This is a genomic window from Staphylococcus cornubiensis (assembly GCF_900183575.1).
Taxonomy (GTDB): domain Bacteria; phylum Bacillota; class Bacilli; order Staphylococcales; family Staphylococcaceae; genus Staphylococcus; species Staphylococcus cornubiensis.
Genome location: NZ_FXUZ01000016.1, coordinates 1 through 19,830, shown reverse-complemented (window position 1 = coordinate 19,830; position 19,830 = coordinate 1). Strand labels below are relative to the sequence as shown.

The window sequence follows — 19,830 nt, the reverse complement described above, 5'->3', positions numbered from 1 at the left end:
CAAGGGGGTATAGAGAGATGAATTTCGATTGGATTAAAACACGCGCAGATTTTGATGTCGAGAAACCCGCAGTAATTGACCATCTTAAAGGGACAAAATGGTCATACCAGCAACTGAATATTCGTGCAGATAATATGGCACATTACCTAACAAAGCAAGGGATTCAAAAAGGAGATGTCGTCGGTGTACTTGCACCCAATGATGTCGCATTGTTAGATTTACTGTTCGCTTGTTTCAAAATGGGAGCAGTGTTTTTACCGATTAACTGGCGACTTAACCCAAAAGAAATCGCAGCTATTGTCGAGGATTCTACTTTGAAATTATTGTTTTACGCTGAAAAGCATTTAAGTTCGCTCAGTGAGGTCAATCCGGATTACTTGCATATGGACATTGATTCGACTGCATACAACCAAATTGTTGACCCCACGCAACATTCTGTATTCAAAGCGATTGCTGTAGAATCAACAGACCTTGCCGCATTGATTTATACGAGTGGAACAACAGGTGAACCTAAAGGTGTCATGTTTTCCTATGAATCATTCGTGCATAACGGCGCCAATATTGAACTGACTTATAAATTCAACTCAGACTATCTCACAATTATTTCCACTCCGATGTTTCATGTTTTAGGTTTTAACGATACCGTGTTACCGACTTTGATGGCAGGTGGCACATTAGTATTGCAACGCTATTTCAATGGCGAAGAACTGAACGACATGATTGCCCAGTATCATCCAGACTTTCTCATTATGATTCCAACGATGTATTACAGCACATTGACACAAGACAATTTCAACCCTGATGACTTTAGAGCGATGAAATATGTCATCCAAGGCGGCTCACAACCACTGCCGAGCATTCAACAAGCGTTCAAAAAATACGGCATTAACATTATTAACGGCTACGGTTTAACTGAGGCACCACTCGTCATGGTCAACACCCCTGACAACGCGCGACATAAACCGATGAGTATCGGGAAAGCGGTCATGTTTGTCGATGCAAAAGTGTTAGACGAAGACAAAAATGAAGTCGCAAACGGTGAAATCGGTGAACTGTCGATTCGTGCGAAAAACGTGACGCCCGGCTATTGGAATAAACCTGAAGAAACAGCCAAAATTTTCCACGAACAATATTTACTGACAGGTGATTTGGCGAAAAAAGATGCAGATGGTGACATTTTTATTATCGACCGTAAAAAAGAACTGATTATTACGGGTGGTGAAAACGTCCTTCCATCAGAAGTTGAAAATGTACTCGCCGAACATCCACTGATTGATCGTTGTGTCGTTGTCGGTTACGAACATCCGAAATACGGTGAATCGATTGCAGCCGCGATTATTTTAAGAGATCAACCTGAGGATTACGTGGACCAACTTGATCAACATATGCGCGAACGATTAGCCGGCTATAAAGTACCACGCATGTATTTACCGGTCACACATATGCCACTGAACTCCACACAAAAACCAGACAAAATCGCCATTGCAAAAATGATGAACGACAAAGCACAACAACAAGCAGCTGAGCAATAACAAGCAAGTCACTCGAATATCACTATTAGGAGGTAATCTATTATGACTACAGACAAAACAGCAGTATTAAAACAACTTTATCCTGAAGATATTTTAAGTATTGCGAAAGGGTTAACAGAGGGCGAAGTGGAATTGTTACAACAGCTCAATGACTTGTTAGAAAGCAAATACCGCCAAGATATCAACCAACATTGGGTCGATGCGACAGTGCCAGAAGACTACTTTAAAGATATTGGAAACTTGAATTACTTTACGAACCCTCTTCTTTACCAAGGCCGTGAAGATGCGAAAACACCGAGCCAACTGTTTCAATTTTTCATGTCTTATACGATTGCGCGCTTTGATGTGTCACTTGCGACATTGCTTGGTGTCCATCAAGGTCTTGGTCACAATACGTTCCTATTCGGAGGCAGCCCTGAACAAGTCGCAAAATATGTCCCTAAACTTCAGTCACATGAATTGCGCACATGTTTTGCCCTCACTGAGCCAGATCATGGTTCGGATGTTGCAGGAGGTCTCGAAACAGTCGCTGAACGTCATGGTGATGAATGGGTCATTAACGGCGCGAAAAAATGGATTGGTGGTGCACATGTGTCCGATGTGATTCCAGTCTTTGCGGTCAACAAGGAGACCGGTAAACCTCATTGCTTTGTCGTCACACCTGATCAGGATGGCGTAGAAATTGACGTCCTCCAACATAAAATCGCATTACGTATCGTGCCAAACGCTGAAATTCGACTCAAAAATGTCAAAGTGAAAGAAGCCGATCGTCTCCAAAACATTACAAGTTTTAAAGATATCGCTAAAATTTTATACTCTACGCGTGCAGGTGTCGCTTACATGGCAACAGGTGCACTCGCTGGAACATTACGTGCGTCACTCGATTATGTGAAACAACGCAAACAATTTGGCAAGTCTATCAGTCAGTATCAACTCATCCAAGAAAAACTCGCCATGATTCAAGGCAACTTAACACATGCGATGGCGATGAGTGCACAACTCGCACGTATGCAAGAAAATGGTGAGTACGATGAGGTAGCGACTTCTACAGCAAAAATGATGAATGCCCTTCGTCTCCGTGAATCTGTCGCAATGGGACGTGGCATCACAGGAGGTAACGGTATTCTTGCTGGCGAACAAGATATTGCACGCTTTTTCTCAGACGCTGAAGCCATTTACACGTATGAAGGCACACACGAAATGAATGCACTTGTGATTGGCCGTGCACTGACAGGCGTCTCTGCATTCGTCTAAAACAAAGCGATCACAAGCCAAAAAGCGAAAAATGGGAGGAAAATACGATGACAATTAGAAAAGTAACCGTCCTTGGTGCAGGGACAATGGGCGCACAACTCGCCGCTGTCCTTGTCAATGCTGGACTTAAAGTGAAATTATTAGATATCGTAATCGATGACAATGATCCGAACAAAATTTCTAAAGCGGCTTACGATAAAATTACACATCCTAAAAAGCCATTACTGTTTGACCTTGCGCTTGCCCCGCACCTCACATATGGCAACTTTAGAGATGACTTGGCAGATGATGATGCGGACCTTTATTTAGAAGCCGTCAAAGAAGATTTAGAAGTAAAACATCAATTATGGCAACAAGTCGTACAAGCAGCGAAACCAGAAGCCTTATTTGCGACGAACACATCTGGTATTCCGATTGAAGCGATTGCGAAAGTGTTTGGACCCGAAGATAAAAAGCGCTTTTTCGGCTTACATTTCTTCAACCCACCACGCATTATGAAATTAGTCGAGCTTATCCCTAATGCGAAAACTGACGAAAGCATCGTTCAATACGTTCAGACATTTACACAAGAAGTGCTCGGTAAAGGTGTGATCGTTGTCAATGATGTCCCTGGCTTTGTGGCGAATCGCATCGGAACACAAACGATGAACGACATTATGTATCGTGCAGAACAACAAGGCTTCTCGATTACAGAAGTGGACGCACTGACAGGCAAAATCATCGGGCGACCGAAAACAGGAACGTATGCCCTATCTGACCTGGTCGGTTTAGACATTGCCGTATCCGTTATTCGTGGTTTACAACAAGTGCCTGAAGAAGCGCCGTACTTCCATGATATTCAAGTCGTTAACACATTGTATGAAGCAGGTGCACTCGGTCGTAAAACGAAACAAGGCTTTTACAAAAAAGATCGCAAACAAAAACAACGTCTTGTGTATGATGTCGAAAAGCAGGATTACGTTCCCGTGACAAAGCCCGAATTACCTATCCTTGCCTCTTTCAATAAAGACTTGGCACACAACTTAGACGTCATTTTCAACGCAACAGATCCAGCCGGACAATTTTTGTGGGAGACGTTACGTAACAATTTTTATTACGCTGCAGTGAACGTCCCAAAAGCAACGGATGACTTTCGCGATATTGACCGCGCACTCGTTTGGGGCTTCAACTGGAAATTAGGTCCTTTCCAACTATGGGATTTAATGGGATTTGACCGTGTGAAAATGCGTATTGAAGCAGAACTCGGCACCTTACCTGACTGGATTCAACAAGTAGAAGACGGTTTTTATGGAGAATGTGAAACGATTGATTATGTCACACCGATTGAACATCAACTGGATAAAATCCTTTGGCAACGTAGAGATTCACAACTCGCCATCATCAATGAGCAACAGCTATTGTTGAAACTCAGAAGTCACAATAATGTCATTACGGACGCTTTTAACGATGACTTGGTAGAAGCCATTGATATGTTGGAAAATGAACCTTATTCAAGCATGGTCATTTATGCTGACGGTCCACACTTTAGTGTCGGTGCGAACCTTTACGAAATGAAAAAAGCACACGAAACTGGACAAGTCGATGAACTGATTGCGCCGGCGATTGATCAATTACATGCGAGTTTCAACCGCTTAAAATATAGTGAAAAACCTGTTGTCACAGCCATTCAAGGACGTGTGCTCGGTGGCGGATGCGAACTTGTACTTCATTCACCATTCGTCGTCGCAAGCAGTGAAACGTATATGGGACTTGTCGAAGCAGGTGTCGGTCTCTTACCAAGTGGCGGAGGTCTCGCAGAAATGAGCGATCGTATTTTACAAACGTCACATATGATGAACGATAAACAAGCATCGATGACACAGTTTCTCATGACAGTCGGCTTAGCGAAAGTATCGACCAATGCGTTTGAAGCACAGCGTTACGGTTTCTTGCGTCCGACTGATACGATCATTTTCAATCAGGAGCGCCGTGTCGAAATCGCCTTACAACGTGCGCAATATGAAGCAGATGCACATTACATGCCGACACCGAAAAGACAATATATCGCGCTAGGAGAAGACTTCCTCGCACTCGCACAAGGTCAACTCGATGCACAACGTCTTGGTCATTACATTAGTGATCACGATTACAACATCGCCTTACGCATTGCGACAGTCTTATCAGGTGGAGACCTTCCGCGCAACACGTATATCAACCAACGTTACATTCAAAAACTCGAAAAAGTACATTTCTTAGAGCTTATCAAAACAGAAAAAACGTACGAAAGAATTGCCTATATGCTCAAACACGGCAAACCATTACGAAACTAATCAAAAGAGAGAGGATGATTGACATGCGTGAAGCTTATATTGTCGCTTACGGCCGCTCTGCAGTCGCCAAAGCCAAAAATGGAGCACTCTTTCACGAACGACCAGATGATGTTGCAGCAGAAGTGTTAAAGGGTGTGCTCAACCGTGTAGACGGCACATTCCGACCTGACATGGTAGAAGATGTCATTGTGGGTAATGCGTTTCCTGAAGGGTTACAAGGTCAAAACATTGCAAGAACGATTGCCTTACGTGCTGGCTTGGCGGATACAGTACCCGGTCAAACTGTGAACCGTTATTGCTCATCAGGATTACAAACCATTGCACTCGCCGCCAATCAAATTATGGCCGGACAGGGTGACATTCTCGTCGCGGGTGGTGTCGAACTGATGAGCGCTGTGCCGATGGGTGGTAACGAACCAACAAACAATCCTACGTTACAACAAGAAGACATCGGGGCCTCTTATCCAATGGGTCTCACTGCTGAAAATGTCGCCGATACGTATCATGTCTCGCGCGAGGACCAAGATGCTTATGCCGTACAAAGCCACCAACGCGCAACAGCGGCTCAACAAAACGGGAAATTTGAAGATGAGATTATTCCGATTCGTGTCAAAAAGGTAACTTATGATCAGGACGGCCCACATGTGCATACAGAAATGTTTGATACAGATGAACTCGTACGACCAGACACCAATGCAGAAACACTCGCAAAATTACCGACCGTATTTAAAGCAGACGGCACAGTGACAGCAGGAACATCTGCCCCACTTTCGGACGGGGTCGGCTTTGTGGTCGTCATGTCTGGTGAAAAAGTAAAAGCACTCGGCGTTACACCTATTGCACGCTTTGTCGGATTTAAAGCGGTAGGTGTCGATCCTAAACTGATGGGAATCGGACCCGCATTTGCGATTCCAGAAGTATTAAAATTAACCGACTTAACAATAGACGATATGGATTTAATCGAGTTAAACGAAGCATTCGCCTCACAAACATTAGCCTCCATGCGTGAAGTCGGGTTGTCGACTGAGAATACTAATGTGAACGGTGGCGCCATTGCGTTAGGCCATCCATTGGGCGCAACAGGTGCGATCTTAACAGGACGCTTATTAGCAGAAATGCGTAAACGTTCAGATGTACGGTATGGCATGGTCACAATGTGTATTGGCGTCGGAATGGGCGCAGCAGGTATTTTTGAATTAGTGAAATAGGACACATCAAAACAGCAACGCCCCACTCAACGTGTGATCGTTCATGTTGAGCGGGGCGTTTATTTCGATAATAGTGAAATTTATAATCTATTCCAGTCTATGTCATCTATATTGACGAAACCACCACTATCTTTTTCACGTTTTCTAGCCTTTTCCATCGTTCCAGAAGTTTCAAGGTATAATGTTTCCTGAATACTTCTCCATTGCTTTTGACTCATGATCACCGCATGATTGTCAGTTTTAGAATCACAAATCAGTATAGGCGCGTCTTGTTCATTAACTTGTTGAATCATGCTCAATAGTTCTTTTTCAGCGTGTTCAGCCGTCACTTTGTACACTACCAAGACACCTCCTCATCACTACATTTTTGACATTCAATTCAAATACTAGACATCCTTCATTGCCATTTTACCACTTTTCAGTAAATCTATATTTCCAATCCGCTTCATTTATTTATATAATCAAAGTGACATGAATTAAAAATATTTCATTTTTATATGAATAACATACCTCTATTTATTTTTAAAGGAGTATTGGCATGAACAAAAACCAAGAAAAATACATCAAGTCTTTACCGCTTCTCGGAATAATGATTTCTGTTTTTTTGATGATTTTATTTTTCATTATTTGGAAAGCAGAAGGACCTTTCTGGAAGATTATTCTATACTGCCTGCTTCCATTTTTCGTCAACACAGCTGTTTATCTTAGCTATGTATTCACTAAAAAATGGTGATGCCGTTCTATTTCACTGATATTGATCATGTATCCAGTTTCTTTTTTCCTTTATACCATTGTTCTATTAAAAGTATGAGACCTAAAACTAAAAATACTAATGATGAAATGAATCCTAATCTATCCGTAATCAATAAAAACAGTACAAATCCGCTAAAAACGATAGGTATGATAAAGCCTAAGTATTGATTCTTAGATGAAAGAAAATACTGTATGGCCAACAGAACAATAAATGTCATGATAGTAATGAATTCAGACATTCACATTTCTCCCTTCTTTTCATTGTCTATGCATACACATTTCAAAAAAAGAGACAGCGCTAAACTGTCTCTTTTTCTATATTATGCTTGATATACAGCATTAAATGCTTCAACCGTTGTTTCATTCGCATGTTTTTGTTGATAGTCTTTGCGCACTTTAAAGTAACGTTTCTTCAAGTAAACATCTTTCACAGCTTGAATGAGGTCTGCTGCTTGATCTTCTTTAGTAAATAAGTTTTCTGGTGCAGTGTATGTGCGGTTATGTGCAATATCTTCATAACCCATAATGAGCATGTCGAAATCAAATGCTTTTCGAACTGCATTCACAATTTCGCCACCTTCATTAATATCCAAGTACACATCGCACTTATGATACAACTTTTCAATCGTTTCAGTTTCAATCGTTTCATACAATTTTACATTTTTGTATGAGTCTAACGATGTCAAGACCGTCGACATTTCAGTCACTGCGCCAATGTGGAATGTCGCAAATGGACAAGCTTCAATCATTTCTACTAAGTTTGTGATTTGATCTGAGTTTGTCATAGTTAAAATGTTAGCTGAATATTGATTTTTTGATTGATATTCATACAGATAACCACTATACGCAATATGTTCTCGTTCTTCATCATTGAGTTGTTCGCTGATGATTTCATATTCTTTATGCGACGGGATTAACACACGACAGTCACGGTTGATGTTGTCTTCCAAAATCAAGCGCATATTTCCTGGAACTTCACCTTGTGATGACTCTTGCCAAAATAGTGTATCTTCGCCCGGCACATCCAGTTGATACAACACTGAGAATGGCAAACCGAGTGAGTTGATCACAAAACGACTCAAATCAACGCCGAGTTGCTTTAAGAAAAAGACTAAGAATGCTGTCTGACTGTTGAAGTGATAATACTGACCTTTCCAAGTTAAAATAATACTTGAAGCGATAAAATTTTCATAAATCACTTCTTTACCTTGTTGATCTAAATAGCGTCTAAAAATCATTTTTCCATTTAAATCATAAACGGTTTGCGCAAAATGAAGCCCGTGTTGGTTGTAGTGATTGACATATTGTAATTTTCCGTATTGATCAAGCCACTCAACATGTGTCACAAGTCGGCGCTTATCTCCAGAATGAAAATGAATATAAGCTCTTGTATAACTCATGTCTTTGACCCAAGCTTCTTCGTTATTTCCTTCAATTTCCCAAAAACGTGGCATTGGTACTTCATTAAAATAACGTGCACGCTTTTCAGATGGTGCTTGATAATTCGCAAAAAATGAATAAGGTGAAATGATGCCGTCTGGTAAAAAACCATCATCAATTAAAACGATTGTATCATCTTGGTGCCCTGCAAGTTTCAATGTTTGATATAACTCTTGTGAATTGCGATCAAAGTGCTCAAATAAATTAACCATGTAACACCTCTTCTACTAATTCTTTCCATTTTTGTCGTGTATTTTCTAATAAGTACGGTTCTGCAATTTCATATGACTGATCATGTGGTGCAGCTGGGCCATCATTGAAGAAACGCACCATTGCTTCTGCCAAACGCTCAACAACAACCTCTCTACCTTCTTCTTTTTCATCAATCGGAATGAGGTAGCCATTCTTGCCATCTCGAATAAACGTTGGGTTACCATAATTTACATCAAAACCAATCATACCTAAACCAGATCCGACCGCTTCCATCAATGTTAATCCGAAACCTTCACTTGTTGATGCTGCGACGAATAATGGATACTTTTGATAAATGTCATCTAATTTTTGGTGTCCTAACAACTTGATATAGTCTTGAGCCCCTAATTTTTCAATCCATTTTTCAATTTCTTCACGCTCGCCACCTTCACCGTAAATGTCAAAAGTCAGTTCAGGTACTTCTTTTTTCGCAATCGCTGCTGCACGTACGAGCCAGTCGATATGTTTTTCACTCGCTAAACGTGACGCAGTAATCATCGAATATGGACGACGTTTTTCTTTTGGTTTCGTCAATTGGTCTAAACTACCTACTGGAATCGTGAATATTTTCGGTTCTGCATTTAAATACTTCTTAAATTGCGCTCTTAAAATTTCCGTTTGACGTTCTGTCGCAGTGATGTAAAAATCAATTTCATTCACATTCATAAATTGATACTCGTAATAGTTGTTCCATAAAATGTAGTCGTCATCAGTTGAGTTTTCACTGAAGTGCTCAGCGTGAACAACAACGCCACCTTTAGCTTCACCTTGATTTTGTAACATCGCTTGTCCCACTTTAGAAGCACGATCATAGATTACAATATCATCAGCTGTTAAATTCAATTTACGCATGAAATAGGCTACAAATTCTTCTTTCGTATACAACGTTGCATCTTTAAGCGCATAGACATTCGTATCACCGTCGATAAATTCTGTATACGCCACTGAGCCATCTTCATTGTAAAAATGACGCATATACAACTTCGCTTTATTATCTTCTGGTGCATAAAACTCAGAAAACGTACGAATATAGCTGTAATAATCTTTACGTACTAATTTACTATTAATCACAAATTCAGCGCAGTCCACATACGGCTCATTTTCATTTTTCAAATAGCATGTAATGAATGAACCTGGCTCGTCTAAATGTAACCATCGCACTGTACCTTCTTGCTCTTCTCGGACAATCTCTTCATGTACTGACGCTTTGATGTCATCCAACGTGTAAGTTGTTGGTGCAATTTTGACATCTGTAAAATACTGATACAACCAAATGACTTCTTCATCCTTGAAGCCAATATTTTCAGTCAAAGTTTGGAGGTTATCTCCACTCATAAATTCTAAAAACACAAATTTCAATGGTTCATCTAAGCCGCGTAATAGTTTAGCACGATACATTTGTGCATATTCTACACCACTACTCGCCCAGCCGATACCAAAGTTAATATTATAAATTGTCACTTTGAAATCACCTCTTTAATTTGGAAAATGTACGATTAAACGTTGCTCTTTATCAAAATTTGTAATACTTTGACATAAGTATTTAACAATATCTTTTTTAATGACATCTTTCATCTTTTCAAACGATTCTAATGCCACTCTGTGATATTCAAATATCGGACTGCGTTTTCCGTTTTGGCGCGTATTAACACTACTTTTTAATCTTTGTAAATGATCAACTTGTTTAATCCAATTGCTATCGATTGCTTTTAATATCGCTTTTTGTACAAAACTCGTATAAAAGTAATCATCTAAATTTGCTTTTTGATAGTCGAGTTGTTGTTGAAAAATGTCCATCAAATAATCAAGCACCGCACCTCTATCTTTTAAGTCCAACGTGTCTAAGTCTCCTTTGAATTGAAAACTTAAATTTTTGTATATATAGTTCACCCATTCCGGCGTTGTATAATCGTTGAAGTCATACGCTTCTTCAAATACTTCACGCGCTAGCTTCGTTAAATGAACATCATCTAAATTTTTGAAATCCAATACACGGTTGCGCTCTTTATATATCAGTTCGCGTTGGATACTAATGCTTTTCTCATATTCATTTGCTTGTTCTCTTGCTTGAATGCCTTGTTCTTCTGACAAACGTTGTGCACGTTGGACAATCTTTTTCACACGATTTTGGAATATACGGCTATTTTGTAATGTATCTGTATCAATTTCACTCAATCGTTTTTTATCCATCGATTTTACCTTGCCCCAACGTTTAACAAGGTAATCGTCTAATGAAATGTAAATTTGCGAAGTCCCTGGGTCACCTTGTCGTCCAGAACGCCCACGCAATTGTCGGTCTACACGGCTATTTTCCATATGTTCACTCACAATGACCGCAAGACCTCCTAATTCTTTCACACCTTCTGCAAGCTTAATGTCTGTACCACGACCTGCCATACTCGTTGCAACAGTAACCGCTTTTAATTGACCTGCTTCTGCAATCATTTGCGCTTCTTTTGCAACATTTTGTGCGATCAGTAAGTTATTCGGAATATCGAGTTCAAAGAATGTAGACGAAAAATATTCAGCCACTTCAGCTGTACGTGTAATGACAAGCACAGGTCGTTGCTCTGCATACAGTTCTTTGACACGTTCGATAATCGCGAAATTTTTATCTTCAATGCTTCTAAAAACACGATCTGGATAATCAATACGTTGAACCGGTCTGTCAGTTGGAATTTGTACCACGATTTTTGTATATAAATCTAAAAATTCCTTCTCACCTAAATGACTCGTAGCCGACATCCCAGAAAAATCTCTAAACTGTTTAAATAAGTTTTGGAACGTAATCGTCGCCATCACACTCATATCCGCTGATAGTTTGACGCCTTCTTTCGCTTCAATCGCTTGATGCAGTCCGGATTGAAGTTTCGTTCCTGGCATCATCCGCCCAGTAATACGGTCGATCAAGATGACTTCCCCTTTATATACAAAGTAGTCGGTATTGTTTTCAAATAAATATTGCGCACGTAAACATAAGTTAATGTTACGCACTAAATCAAAGTACGGTTCGTCATAAATATTGTCGACACCAAAATACTTATTAGCCGCTTCAATACCACGCTCTGTTAACCAAATTTCTTTTTTCGTTTGCTTCATTTTGAAATGTTGATGTTCAACTAAAGTTTCTACAAATGTATTCACAACTCCAAATAAATTCGATTGCACACGCGGCACTCCAGAAATAACGAGCGGTGTCTGCGCTGAATCTAAAATAATCGAATCGACTTCATCAATAATGCCGTAGTTCAACTTTGGTAAAAATTTACCTTCACGACTTTCAGCTAAGTTATCAATTAAATAGTCAAACCCAAGTCTCCCGCCAGTCGTATAAATGATGTCATGTTTATAAATTTTTTGCTTTTCACCCTTCTTGTACTCATAATTTGGAATATCGACAAACCCTAGGCCAATCGTTAAACCTAACCATTCAAATAACGGCTTCATTTCTAAATAGTCACGCTTGGCTAAATAGTCATTCGTCGTAATTAAATACGCACCTTTACCAGATAAGCCATTTAAATATAACGGCATCGTTGCAGTGAGCGTTTTACCTTCACCTGTTTGCATTTCTGCGATATTGCCTTCATGTAAGACAATCGCACCTAACACTTGTACATCTTTAGGAAACATGCCGAGTATACGTCGACTTGCTTCTCGAATCACCGCGTAAGCTTCAGGCAATAAATCGTCTAATGTTTGACCTTCAGCAAGCAACTGTCGAAATTTTGTCGTTTTCTGTTGTAAAGCTTTATCTGAAAGTTGTTCAAACTCACTTTGGTATTGATTAATGCGTCGTAAAATACGTCTCAGTCGCTTTAAGCGTAATTCGTTAATCGATTGATGCATACGATTGCTCATTACAAGCCACCTCCATTAACCCATTGCGCATCTAAACCAAGCAAATGATGACTTTGATTTAAAATAGGCGTCACCAAATCCAGCGCTGGCGTGATTTCATCTTCATATGGCTGATAAATCGCAACACCGTTAAATACTATATCCGTGGTTCCAAGTTGTTTTTGGAATTCAGGATGACGCAATGAAGTCACAAATACAGATGCATCCATTTGAGCACCCATCGCATAAGCCATCTCATTTGAACGTGCATGGTAACCGACAAACTGTAAGATATAACGTTCGTGATACGGTTGCAGTAATGTTTTCAATTCATTGATGACAGAAGTCATATGGGGTTGATGCCATTTTGTCACTAAAATACAGTTGCGAATATGGCGTATCGCATCCTCTTGAATCCCTTCATCCTCTACAAAAACAACCGTCGCAAATTGAGAAGTTGGATCGGCATTGTGGATGTCACTCACTTCAACTAATTGTGATGGAGTCGTATTGTAGGAGACATCTTGAATGATAATTTGACGAAAAACCAATGATTCTGTCGCCATATTAATCATTTGAACAACATATGAAAATGCTTCGGATGGCATCATGATGTCTGCTTCATGACCTTTAATAATTTTATAGTCGCAAACGCTCCCATTTCGGCGTTTGAAAATGATTTTAAAATAGATACTGCCCACAGGTTTCACTTCATAATCAAACTTAAAACGATATGTTTCATTTTTCTTCAAAATAGGCAATGTCGGTATCGCATTATCTTTTTCATAACTCGTTATCATTTTCCATTCATGTAAAACGATTCCAGATGGCATCAGTTCATTTTCGAATAAAGTTTCTGTAGGTTTGAAGCGTAATAATGATCCATACATAAATGTGGTTTTCGTTATTTGAGTCCAGCGAATATTAAATTGATTTTTTTCTTTCATGTCTCACTCTCCCAAATCGACTTTCCATAATCATATGGTAAAAATTCGTAAACCAACTCGCGATTGTTGTCGTATCATCATTGTGACGCCCCGGAATACTACGGCTCATGACACGCGCATGCTGACGAGACAACACTGGCAATAAATTTTGAAACGCATATAAATCATAGTCATCATTTTCCATGTATGCGACAGCAAAAATAGTATTGCTGATATCTGATTGCTCTAACACATCCCAAAACCTATTATTCAATCGTTGAACAGCAGCTTGATTGAGTGCCTTTTCGTTTTCCAACAAAATATCTAATGACGTACCAAACTCTTCTGGTCGCATGAGTCTCATACTGTCAGCAATACCACCAACATTCACAAGTGGTTTACCAACAACAATGGCAGATGCATTAAGTTGTGCTCCGTAATATAACGCACCAAATGATCCCATCGATAAACCAGATAGAATTAACTCATCATCTTTGAACCCCAACCATTCCAAAGCATCTTTAATTACTTTTTTGATTTGATTTTCATAGGTCTCACTGCCGAGGTAAAATCCGCCCCCTTCGAAACGTGGATCGCCAAATAATAAAAAGGGCGCCTTAAGACCACGCATCATATAAAAACCTTCAAATCCTTCTGCCGTTCGGTATCCACTGAAATAGACGTTAAGTGGCGGCTTGAGATCACCTGGATCAAAATAATGAAAAAACTCTTCTCTTGCTTCATCCGAAAAACGCTGACCCCCTAAAATAAAGTTACCAAACTCATTACGCATCCAACGTTTATGCAAATTGCCTACGCATAGTGTCCCCTTACCTTTTGCTTTAGCACTCACCAAAATAAAAGCATCATAGTCTTTTCGTGGAATGTTTAAGGGTGTTTTTAAAAGTTCTCCTTCTAGCACATACGTCTCTTTTAATTCAGGCATATCCACTGTTTCATAGAGGCGCAATGTGTACGAAATCTCTACATCTCCTGTCGTGGTATATTCTGCCCAAAATTGATTGACTTTATTTTTGTCATAATATAAATACATTTTCCACGAGAGAATAGGTTGAAAATCCTCACCAAAGTCCCCTGTCATCACTAACTTATGTTGTCCTTCGTAACGATACTCTCCTTCAAACGACTGATTAACAACCGCGGTCGTAGGTGAAATGTGGTCACCATACTGTCCTGGATATGCTAATGAAATTAATTTGTCTAAACGATCTGCTTCATCCTTATAAGGAAAAGGACGAATGAAACGTTCCCTGACTATATCTTCCGCTTCAAATCCTACATCCCAAAATTGTTGATCAACATAAGTGTTATATGGCGAACTTACTAAACGAAAGACTTGAATTAAAGCTTCCGAGTACGGGGCTTGAACGAATACAAATTCAAATGCTTTTTGATTTTTCATCAGCGCTCTAATAGCTTCAACGTCCGATAATGATTCAAATGATTGATATACCCAGTTCACATCTTTACGATCACTAAAAAGATGTTGGTAGTTCTCACCGCCAATTTGAAGCATATTATATTTCCGTGCCATGTGTTTCACCTTCTAACCAATCATCCAACTGTTTTAAAATTTCATCCGACGTATACATCTTTGACAACTTCATTGCATAAGCGTAGGATCGATTCCAGTTTTTCAAGTGCATTAAATAAAAATCTATTGCTAATGGTAATGCTTCAATATCCGGAATAATATAGCCATTTCTTTCATGTTCTACATAATCTGTTTCCATAAGGTTAATCTGTGGTAATCCTGCACCCATACAACAAATTTGAAGAAATAAATCCGGTTCTTCGTTCAAATCAATCAATAGTCTTAACGTAGAAATTGCTTCAACAATATCATTTTCGAACGGCACGCTTTTTACTGATGCGTAGATAATTTCTTTAGGTTTACCATTTTTGGCGATATCTTGGTCTAACAAAGGTTGAGTCGAACGTTTCGTAAAATGTTCTTGAATCCTTTGTACTTCTCCCATAACCCATATTGGAACTTTAAATGTTTCAGCACGCGTTAATAAAGTTACTCGTGTTTGTGGCTCACGTTCAATTTCATGAATTAATTGTGTATTGATTTGGTGTAATTCTTCTTTACTCAGGCCATCTACCCAGACACCAATATAGGTTTCATAAAGCTGACTACTCATATTGGGTGTAATTTGCGCATCGAATGGTGTAATACGCATGATTTGATTACTTAACCGGTGTTCTGTTTTAAAGTTCACAAGATATTGATTGCTTTCCAAAGTATCAGCTAACCAATAGCCACCGTTGACCATGGATGCGATTCCTTCGTCAGACAACCCTGTTTTTCTCTTTTGAAATACTGAAAAACATAACTTTTGCGCTTCCAAATTTTCTGCAATCATTGCATTATGCCGAACATCTGCAGCAACAATCATCACATCACGAGGCTGTATATATTGTTGTACATACTTTGCAAACCATTCATCAATAACCTCTGTCATCCCTTCATAGCATTCTTGATTAAAGCGATGAACATATTTCGGATGAATCGTCACCCTATTCGTAAAAATATCTTCTTTCATAATCCAGTCGCCATCAGCCGTCATGTAGTATTTTTGAGACCAAAACCCTTCTTCATTCGCCGTCATATAACTAGATAAAAAACCTCTATCATCAAAAATATATTGTTCGTATCCAATATCATTTTTAAAGGTTTCAATCCATAACAAATAACCTTCCTGGCTGAAATGAATATCAGAGTATGTGTTTTCTGAAGTTATTGCCCTAATCATCAGTGTAGAATGAACAAATTCAGTTGTTTTGGGCCAGTTGAGTTGGCGATAGTCTACAGATTGCGGTGTTTGATGCGTAAACCCTTGAATATCATCAAATAGTGACCAATACGGCGCTTCAAACAATTCATGACGATGCAAAAATGTTCGCAAATCAGGCATGTAGTTCAATACAGCTATTTCAAAAGGTACTTCATTTTTTAAATGCATCCCCATTAGACTGATCAAATCATCAAATTCGTTAGCAACAGTCCCTCTCAAATAAAAGGGCACGACTTGATTCGTCCACCAATCATCGGTACTGTACCAAGCTGGTATAAAACGTTTCATAAAATACTCCTTACCAATATTTATTTAAAAACTGCCCATACTTATCGAAATATAAATACGTTCTTAAAGTTTCAGTAATATTCATTGCAATATAAACTAAGATAATCAATTGCACTGCAAAATAAATTTGTTGAGACAAATGCGGGATTAGTAAAGAACTATACAGTGGCACACCAATGATCACAGCAACAATTAGTGTCCCAAACCAACATAGTCGTCTTGCCATTTGATTTAAATAATCTCCAGTCTCACTTCCAGGCTTAATCCCCACAAAGTAATTACCATTTTTCAAAAAATCTTTTGTATTTTGCTTTGTATTTATAATTAAACGAGACAAAAGATAACCCAAGACAATTTGTATAAAAAGATAAATACTAATACCTATAAAATGGTTAAATGAAAACCATTTTATATCCGATGCTTCTCCCGTTGCCATATTGACTATCAGATTAATAGCACTGTTGAATAACACGAAAACAGATAAGCTAATCATGATCGAAATACTGCCGCCCGGATTAATTTTCCATGCCAGGTATGTGAGTTCATCAGCTCTTGAAATATCAATAATGTCACGATAATGTGTTCGATATTCAATCAACTCTATTAATAATAAAGTGAACATTGCCAATCCCATCAATACGAGAATCACAACTAGCATCACTGTACTTAATGACACTGGGGATAAATTTTGCGTAAACATAGAACGAATGATACTCGTCATCACAATAGGCATAGGTCCTGCAATGCCATAACGGACATTTTGATCTGCTAACCACATCATTAACATTGCTCCAGTAATCAAAATAAGTAAGAGTAACAACTCATTTGATTTTTGAAGCTGCTCTTCCCTTACAAATTGAGTGAGCATAAAATAACCTTGAATGACGCTTAAACCTAATGTTAAAAACTTTTCCTTAAAATGTTTTTCAGCCCGAGTCTGTCTCATTGCCTTTTCAACGTTTTTATATGACATCAAACTGATAATAATCATAGCCGTTAGCCATGGTCCTAACCCAAGTGAAAACACATTTAACCGATGAATGTCTCCTCCCATATTAGAAACAGCTAACTTATAAAATGAGCTATCGTGATGGCGCATTGCATGTTCGCCGACGATGGCAACTTTACTGCCTAATATGTATATCAATAAAATAAAAAGTGTGAATAATATGCGTTTGTATAAAATTTTATATTCATATTTATTAAAAATATGTGTAATGACATTGTTTTTCACATTAACCCTCTTTTTATAAAACATGGTGTCAAAGAGGCTAGATACCGCTTTGACAGGAAAATCCCTAAAAGTTTTTGTTCTAGCCCCTCTAACCATGTTGATCTATTTATTATTGATCAGATGATGTTTCGTCATCTTTTTCTTTTTTGGACTTTTTAAGTAAGCCCATACCTGTTAACATTGCCGCTACAGCACCAAACAATCCAGCTTTTGATGATGTTTGACCTGTATCAGGTAACATTTTAGCTTTATCTTTGTTTGATGGTTGTTCTGCTATGTTCGCAGATTTACTATCTGTCATTGATGTACTTGTTGGCATGCTCGTCATACTTGAAGACTTCGCTGTTGAAGCTGATGACGAAGCTGACACTGAAGCACTTGTTGACATGCTAGTTGAATCAGATACGCTTACTGATGCACTTGTCGATGATGAAGTACTCATCAATGTTGACACACTCATTGATGCGCTTGTTGAAACGCTTGCTGAATCTGATACACTTGTTGACTCTGAAGTACTCATTGATGTGCTTGCTGAATCTGATGCACTTGTTGAAGTACTTACTGAGTCACTTCCGCTCATTGACGCACTTACTGATTCAGATGTACTCATTGAAGCTGAACTACTCATTGATTCACTATTTGCTGCTGAACCGCTTAATGACTCGTAAGTTGATTTCGCTCCTGATGTTAAATCGCTGAAGAATTGGCTTACTTCTTTCGCGATGCTGTCTGATTCGCTTGTGCTTGTTGAAGTACTTGCTGAGTCAGACGCACTTGTTGATGTGCTTGTTGAATCGCTTGCACTCATTGACGCACTTACTGATTCAGATGCGCTCATCGAAGTCAAACTACTCATTGATTCACTATTCGCTGCTGACGCACTTAATGACTCATAAGTTGATTTCGCTCCTGATGTTAAGTCACTGAAGAATTGGCTTACTTCTTTCGCGATGCTATCTGATTCGCTTGTGCTTGTTGAAGTACTTACTGATTCAGACACACTTGTTGATGCGCTTGCGCTCATTGACGCACTTACTGATTCAGATGTGCTCATCGAAGTCGAACTACTCATTGATTCACTATTTGCTGCTGATGCGCTTAATGATTCGTAAGTTGATTTCGCTCCTGATGTTAAGTCGCTGAAGAATTGACTTACTTCTTTCGCGATGCTATCTGATTCGCTTGTGCTTGTTGAAGTACTTACTGATTCAGATGTGCTCATCGAAGCTGATGTACTCATTGATTCACTATTCGCTGCTGATCCACTTAATGACTCATAAGTTGATTTCGCTCCCGATGTTAAGTCGCTGAAGAATTGGCTTACTTCTTTCGCGATACTATCTGATTCGCTTGTACTTGTTGAAGTACTTGTTGATTCACTCGCTGATACGCTTGCTGAATCGCTTGCACTCATTGACGCACTTACTGATTCAGATGTGCTCATCGAAGCTGATGTACTCATTGATTCACTATTTGCTACTGATGCGCTTAATGATTCGTAAGTTGATTTCGCTCCCGATGTTAAGTCGCTGAAGAATTGACTTACTTCTTTCGCGATGCTATCTGATTCGCTTGTGCTTGTTGAAGTACTTGTTGATTCGCTTGCTGAGTCAGACGCACTTGTTGATGTGCTTGCACTTATTGATTCAGATGTGCTCATCGAAGTCGAAGCACTCATTGATTCACTATTTGCTACTGATGCGCTTAATGATTCGTAAGTTGATTTCGCTCCTGATGTTAAGTCGCTGAAGAATTGACTTACTTCTTTCGCGATGCTATCTGATTCACTTGTGCTCACTAATGCACTTATTGATTCTGATGCATTCATTGAATGAGAACCATTCGTCGATCCACCATTCGCTGCTGATTCACTTAATGACTCATAAGTTGATTTCGCTCCTGATGTTAAGTCGCTGAAGAATTGGCTTACTTCTTTCGCGATACTATCTGATTCGCTTGTGCTTGTTGAAGT

Annotated in this window: 15 protein-coding genes; 5 read left to right on the top strand and 10 right to left on the bottom strand. The window is 39.2% G+C overall.

Going from position 1 to position 19,830, the window contains the following annotated elements:
• The first annotated feature begins 17 nt into the window (after positions 1 to 17).
• Genes fadD through CCE82_RS10965 form a run of 4 tightly spaced genes read left to right on the top strand, consistent with a single transcriptional unit; the run spans position 18 to position 6,303 of the window.
• Positions 18 to 1,532: a long-chain-fatty-acid--CoA ligase FadD gene (gene fadD / locus CCE82_RS10980; RefSeq protein ID WP_086429424.1), complete on the top strand. Its 1,515-nt coding sequence runs from the start codon at positions 18 to 20 to the stop codon at positions 1,530 to 1,532.
• 42 nt (positions 1,533 to 1,574) lie between these two features.
• The gene (fadE, locus tag CCE82_RS10975; protein ID WP_086429423.1) at positions 1,575 to 2,786 is read left to right on the top strand and encodes an acyl-CoA dehydrogenase FadE; all 1,212 of its coding nucleotides are present in this window, start codon (positions 1,575 to 1,577) and stop codon (positions 2,784 to 2,786) included.
• A 47-nt stretch (positions 2,787 to 2,833) separates the two neighbouring features.
• The gene (gene fadB / locus CCE82_RS10970; RefSeq protein ID WP_086429422.1) at positions 2,834 to 5,095 is read left to right on the top strand and encodes a 3-hydroxyacyl-CoA dehydrogenase/crotonase FadB; all 2,262 of its coding nucleotides are present in this window, start codon (positions 2,834 to 2,836) and stop codon (positions 5,093 to 5,095) included.
• A 23-nt stretch (positions 5,096 to 5,118) separates the two neighbouring features.
• The gene (locus tag CCE82_RS10965; protein WP_086429421.1) at positions 5,119 to 6,303 is read left to right on the top strand and encodes a thiolase family protein; all 1,185 of its coding nucleotides are present in this window, start codon (positions 5,119 to 5,121) and stop codon (positions 6,301 to 6,303) included.
• Between the two features lie 80 nt (positions 6,304 to 6,383).
• Here CCE82_RS10965 and CCE82_RS10960 read toward each other — a convergent pair whose 3' ends face one another.
• Entirely contained in the window at positions 6,384 to 6,641 is a 258-nt protein-coding gene (locus tag CCE82_RS10960; RefSeq protein ID WP_420822119.1) for a type II toxin-antitoxin system Phd/YefM family antitoxin, read from the bottom strand.
• Between the two features lie 200 nt (positions 6,642 to 6,841).
• Here CCE82_RS10960 and CCE82_RS10955 point away from each other — a divergent pair, with 200 nt between their 5' ends.
• The gene (locus CCE82_RS10955) at positions 6,842 to 7,036 is read left to right on the top strand and encodes a hypothetical protein (protein ID WP_086429420.1); all 195 of its coding nucleotides are present in this window, start codon (positions 6,842 to 6,844) and stop codon (positions 7,034 to 7,036) included.
• Between the two features lie 25 nt (positions 7,037 to 7,061).
• Here CCE82_RS10955 and CCE82_RS10950 read toward each other — a convergent pair whose 3' ends face one another.
• The 9 genes from CCE82_RS10950 to CCE82_RS10910 form a co-directional block, all read right to left on the bottom strand.
• The gene (locus tag CCE82_RS10950; protein WP_086429419.1) at positions 7,062 to 7,295 is read right to left on the bottom strand and encodes a hypothetical protein; all 234 of its coding nucleotides are present in this window, start codon (positions 7,293 to 7,295) and stop codon (positions 7,062 to 7,064) included.
• Positions 7,296 to 7,376: 81 nt separating this feature from the next.
• Positions 7,377 to 8,708, bottom strand: a complete 1,332-nt coding sequence (gtfB, locus tag CCE82_RS10945) for an accessory Sec system glycosylation chaperone GtfB (RefSeq protein ID WP_086429418.1) — start codon at positions 8,706 to 8,708, stop codon at positions 7,377 to 7,379.
• Positions 8,701 to 10,209, bottom strand: coding sequence for an accessory Sec system glycosyltransferase GtfA (gene gtfA, locus CCE82_RS10940; protein WP_086429417.1), 1,509 nt, complete (start codon positions 10,207 to 10,209; stop codon positions 8,701 to 8,703). Before gtfA ends, gtfB begins: the two co-directional genes overlap by 8 nt.
• A 15-nt stretch (positions 10,210 to 10,224) precedes the next feature.
• The gene (gene secA2, locus CCE82_RS10935) at positions 10,225 to 12,609 is read right to left on the bottom strand and encodes an accessory Sec system translocase SecA2 (RefSeq protein ID WP_086429416.1); all 2,385 of its coding nucleotides are present in this window, start codon (positions 12,607 to 12,609) and stop codon (positions 10,225 to 10,227) included.
• A complete protein-coding gene (asp3, locus tag CCE82_RS10930; RefSeq protein ID WP_086429415.1) occupies positions 12,609 to 13,535 on the bottom strand; it encodes an accessory Sec system protein Asp3 in 927 nt (308 codons plus the stop codon). Before asp3 ends, secA2 begins: the two co-directional genes overlap by 1 nt.
• Complete coding sequence (asp2, locus tag CCE82_RS10925) at positions 13,513 to 15,069, bottom strand: accessory Sec system protein Asp2 (RefSeq protein WP_086429414.1); 1,557 nt, start codon at positions 15,067 to 15,069, stop codon at positions 13,513 to 13,515. Before asp2 ends, asp3 begins: the two co-directional genes overlap by 23 nt.
• Positions 15,053 to 16,624, bottom strand: a complete 1,572-nt coding sequence (asp1, locus tag CCE82_RS10920; protein ID WP_086429413.1) for an accessory Sec system protein Asp1 — start codon at positions 16,622 to 16,624, stop codon at positions 15,053 to 15,055. Before asp1 ends, asp2 begins: the two co-directional genes overlap by 17 nt.
• Positions 16,625 to 16,634: 10 nt before the next feature.
• Positions 16,635 to 17,882 (bottom strand): accessory Sec system protein translocase subunit SecY2, encoded by a 1,248-nt coding sequence (gene secY2 / locus CCE82_RS10915; RefSeq protein WP_240507202.1) that lies wholly within the window; start codon positions 17,880 to 17,882, stop codon positions 16,635 to 16,637.
• An 85-nt stretch (positions 17,883 to 17,967) separates the two neighbouring features.
• Positions 17,968 to 19,830, bottom strand: a 1,863-nt coding sequence (locus tag CCE82_RS10910; RefSeq protein ID WP_086429411.1) for an LPXTG cell wall anchor domain-containing protein, incomplete at its 5' end; no start/stop codon positions are given.